A 4,269-nucleotide genomic window follows, 5' to 3' on the forward strand; every position below is an offset into this window, starting at 1 on the left:
GGGTTCTTCAGCGGCACCGGATCCAGGGTGCCGGGCAGCCGGCGGCGCGGGGTGGCGCGGTTGAGCAGCTTGGGAATCATTGCTCATTCTCCTTGGAACGCTGGTGCTGCGGCGGGAAGAGCCCCTCGGGCCGGCCATTGCCGTCCCAGTTCAGCAGGTTCACCCGTCCCGGGGTGGAAGGCCGGTCCGCGGTCTGCCGGCTCTGCAGCGAATGGAAGTTCTCCACCGCCACCGGCACCTGCTCGCCGCTGGAGGAGCCGAACGGCCCGGCCCCGCCCATGCCCGGTCCGCCCTCGAACTCCAGCGAACAGCCCATTTCCTCCAGGTCGTGGGCCTGCTCGGCGTGGGCCGGGGGGATCACATAGCGTTCCTCGTACTTCGCGATCGCCAGCAGCCGGTACATTTCCTCGATCTGCGGCCCGCTCATGCCCACCGCGTTCGCGATCGACTCATCACGCACGTCATCGATGGACACCCCGCGCATGTAGGAGCGCATGGCCGCCAGCTTGCGCAGCGCCAGGTCCACCGGGGCGGTGTCCCCGGCGGTGAACAGCTCGGCCAGGTAGCCGATCGGGATGCGCAGCTTGTCAATCGCCGCGAACAGGTTGTTCGCGTCCTCCCCGTCGTTGCCGGTGCCGGTGACTACGTCCACCACCGGGGACAGCGGCGGGATGTACCAGACCATCGGCATGGTGCGGTACTCCGGGTGCAGCGGCAGCGCCACCTGGTAGTCGCGGATCAGCTTCCAGATCGGGCTCTGCTGGGCGGCGGTGATCCAGTCCTCGTCCATCCCCTCGGCGCGGGCCGCGGCGATGACCTCGGGGTCACGCGGATCCAGCAGCACTTGGCGCTGGGCCTCGAGCAGCTCGTGCTCGTCCTCCACGCTGGCCGCGTCGGCCACCGCGTCCGCGTCGTAGAGCACCAGGCCCAGGTAGCGCAGGCGCCCCACACAGGTTTCGGCGCACACGGTGGGCAGGCCCACCTCGATGCGCGGGTAGCAGAACGTACATTTTTCGGCCTTGCCGGTGCGGTGGTTGAAGTACACCTTCTTGTACGGGCAGCCCGAGACGCACATCCGCCAGCCGCGGCAGGCATCCTGGTCCACCAGCACGATCCCGTCCTCGGCCCGCTTGTACATCGCCCCGGAGGGGCAGGAGGCCACGCAGGAGGGGTTCAGGCAGTGCTCGCAGATGCGCGGCAGGTAGAACATGAAGGCCTTCTCGTACTCGGCCTTCACCTCCTCGCTCATCTTGGCCAGGATCGGGTCATCGGCCATGGTTTCCAGCGAGCCGCCCAGGTTATCGTCCCAGTTCGCCGACCAGCCGATCTTCATGTCCTTGCCGGTGAGCAGGCTCTTGGGCCTGGCCACCGGGGTGTGCTCCCCGGAAGGGAGTTCAGCAGCATGTCGTAGTCGTAGGTCCACGGCTCGTAGTAGTCCTGGATTTCGGGCAGCTTCGGGTTGGAGAAGATGCGCGAGAGCTTGTGCAGCCGGCCGCCGTCCTTCAGCTTCAGCCGGCCGCGCTTGGTGCGCTCCCAGCCGCCGCGCCACTTCTCCTGGTCCTCATAGGTGCGCGGGTAACCCACCCCGGGGCGGGTCTCCACGTTGTTGAACCACACGTACTCCACCCCGGAACGGTTCGTCCAGGCCTGCTTGCAGGTCACCGAGCAGGTGTGGCAGCCAATGCACTTGTCCAGGTTCATCACCATCGACATCTGGGCCATGACCTTCATCGGTATTGCACCTCCTGGTTGCGGCGACGGATCGTGGTGACCTCATCGCGCTGGTTTCCGGTTGGACCAAGGTAGTTGAACGCCCAGGCCAGCTGGCCGTAGCCGCCGATCAGGTGGCTGGGCTTCATCAGGATCCGGGTCAGTGAGTTGTGGATGCCGCCGCGCAGCCCGCTCGTTTCGGCGATCGGCACGTCCACGGTGCGGTCCTTGGCGTGGTACATGTACACCGTGCCCTCGGGCATGCGGTGCGAGACGATCGCGCGGGCCACGACCACGCCGTTGCGGTTGTAGGACTCAATCCACTCGTTGTCCCGCACCCCGATCTTCGCCGCGTCCTGCGGGCTCATCCAGATGGTCGGTCCGCCGCGGGAGAGGGAGAGCATGAACAGGTTGTCCTGGTATTCGGAGTGGATCGACCACTTCGAGTGCGGGGTCAGGTAGCGCACCGCCACCTCGCGTTGCCCGACTCGTGTTCGCTAGTGCGCCCCAGCTGCGCGTCCCCGTACAACCGGTGCATGTCCAGCGGTGGACGGTAGATCGGCAGGGCCTCGCCCAGCTCGTCCATCCAGTCGTGGTCCAGGTAGAAGTGCTGGCGCCCGGTGAGCGTGTGCCAGGGCTTGAGGTGCTCCACGTTGATCGCGAACGCCGTGTAGCGCCGGCCCCCGTGTTCGGAGCCGGACCATTCCGGGGACGTGATCACGCTGCGCGGCTGGACCTGCACGTCATGGAAGGAGATGTGAGTGCCTCGTGCTCCTCGGAGAGGAAGGCCATCTTCTGCCCGGTGTGCTCCTCCAGCGCCCGGAAGCCCTGGGTGGCCAGCCGCCCGTTGGAGGTGCCGGAGAACGCCAGGATCATCTCGCACGCGCGCCGGTCGGTGTCCAGGCGCACATGCCCGGCGTACGGGCCGGAGGGCACGGTGCCGTTCAACCCCTCCAGGGTGCTGATCTCCGGTTCCGGGTGGTAGTTGATGCCCTTGGTGGTCATCCCCATTTTGGCGGTCAGCGGGCCCAGCTGCGCCACTGGTCGAACAGGTTCGGGTAGTCGCGTTCGACCACCTTCAGCTTGGGCATGCTCACCCCGGGCACCAGCGGCACCTCGCGCTGCACCCGACCCTTGGGGGTGGCCATCGCATCCGGGGTGTCGTGCTGCAGCGGGGTGGCGACCAGGTCCCTGCGCACCCCCAGGTGCTTGGCGGAGTACTGGCTGAAGCGCTGGGCCATCAGCCGAACAGCTCGAAGTCGGTTTTCGTCTGCCAGGGCGGGGCGATCGCCGGGTTGAAGGAGTGGATGAACGGGTGCATGTCCGTGGAGGACAGGTCGTATTTCTCGTACCAGGTGGCGGCCGGGAAGACCAGGTCGGAGAACAGCGTGGTGCTGGTCATCCGGAAGTCCGCGGTGGCCAGCAAATCCAGCTTGCCCTCCGGGGCCTGCTCATGCCACGCCATCTGCTGCGGCCGGGAGCCTTCGGCGGCCTCGGGGGCGCGCACCGCCGCGTTGGTGCCCAGCAGGTGCTTGAGGAAGTACTCGTTGCCCTTGCCCGAGGAGCCGAGCACGTTGGCCCGCCACATCAGGATCACCCGCGGGAAGTTCGCCGCATCATCCGGGTCCTCGCAGGCGTAGGCCAGCGAGCCGTCGTTCAGCGAATCCACACGTGCTGCGCCGGGTCCTTGCCGGCGGCCTCGGCCTCATCCACCAGATCCAGCGGGTTGCGGTTGTAGGTGGGGTAGGAAGGCATCCAGCCGCGCTTGGCCGATTCGACCAGGCAGTCCGCGGTGGTCAGCCCATCGAAGTGGCCGCGGGCCAGCGGGGAGGCCAGCTGGTTGGCCGGCAGCCCGTCGTAGCGCCACTGGTCGGTGGACAGGTACCAGAACGCGGTGCCGATGGTGTAGCGCGGGGGCCGCACCCAGTCCGAGGCGCCGGCGTACTGCTGGTAGCCGGTGAGCGGGCGGACCTTTTCCTGGCCCACGTAGTGCGCCCAGCCCCCGCCGTTGACGCCCTGGCAGCCGGTCATCATGGTCAGCGCCAGGAAGGTGCGGTAGATGGTGTCCGAGTGGAACCAGTGGTTGGTGCCCGCGCCCATCAGGATCATCGAGCGTCCCCCGGACTTCTCCGCGTTGTCCGCGAATTCCCGGGCGATGCGGATTGCCTGCTCGGCCGGCACGTTGGTGTGCTCCTGCTGCCAGGCCGGGGTGCCCGGGGCGGTGGCGTCATCGTAGCCGGTGGGCCACACCCCCGGCATGCCCGCGCGCTGCACCGCGTAGCGGGCGAGCATCAAATCGAACACGGTGGTGACCAGCTTGCCGGCCACCCGCATCACCGGCACGCCGCGGGTGAGGATCCCCGAACCGCCGGCGTGTTCCTGCCCGGCCTCCGGTTCCAGGTCGAAGCGCGGCAGGTTGACCTCGCTGGCCGCGCCGTCCCAGCCATCCAGGTCCGCGACCGAGAGCATCGGGTGATGTCCCCCAGATCCAGGTTCCATTCGCCCTTGTCTTCCGCGGCGAAGCGGTGGCCCAGGGTGCCGTTGGGGACCCGGGCGGTG

The 4,269-nt window shown here is 67.9% G+C and carries 2 pseudogenes; both read right to left on the reverse strand.

What is annotated here, in order from left to right:
- Window positions 1-76: 76 nt before the first annotated feature.
- Window positions 77-1,731, reverse strand: a pseudogene (gene narH / locus JCM19049_RS08790) (nitrate reductase subunit beta).
- Window positions 1,728-4,269, reverse strand: a pseudogene (locus JCM19049_RS08795) (molybdopterin-dependent oxidoreductase); the annotation flags it as partial. The pseudogenes narH and JCM19049_RS08795, both read right to left, overlap by 4 nt.

This window comes from Arthrobacter sp. JCM 19049, assembly GCF_001310435.1.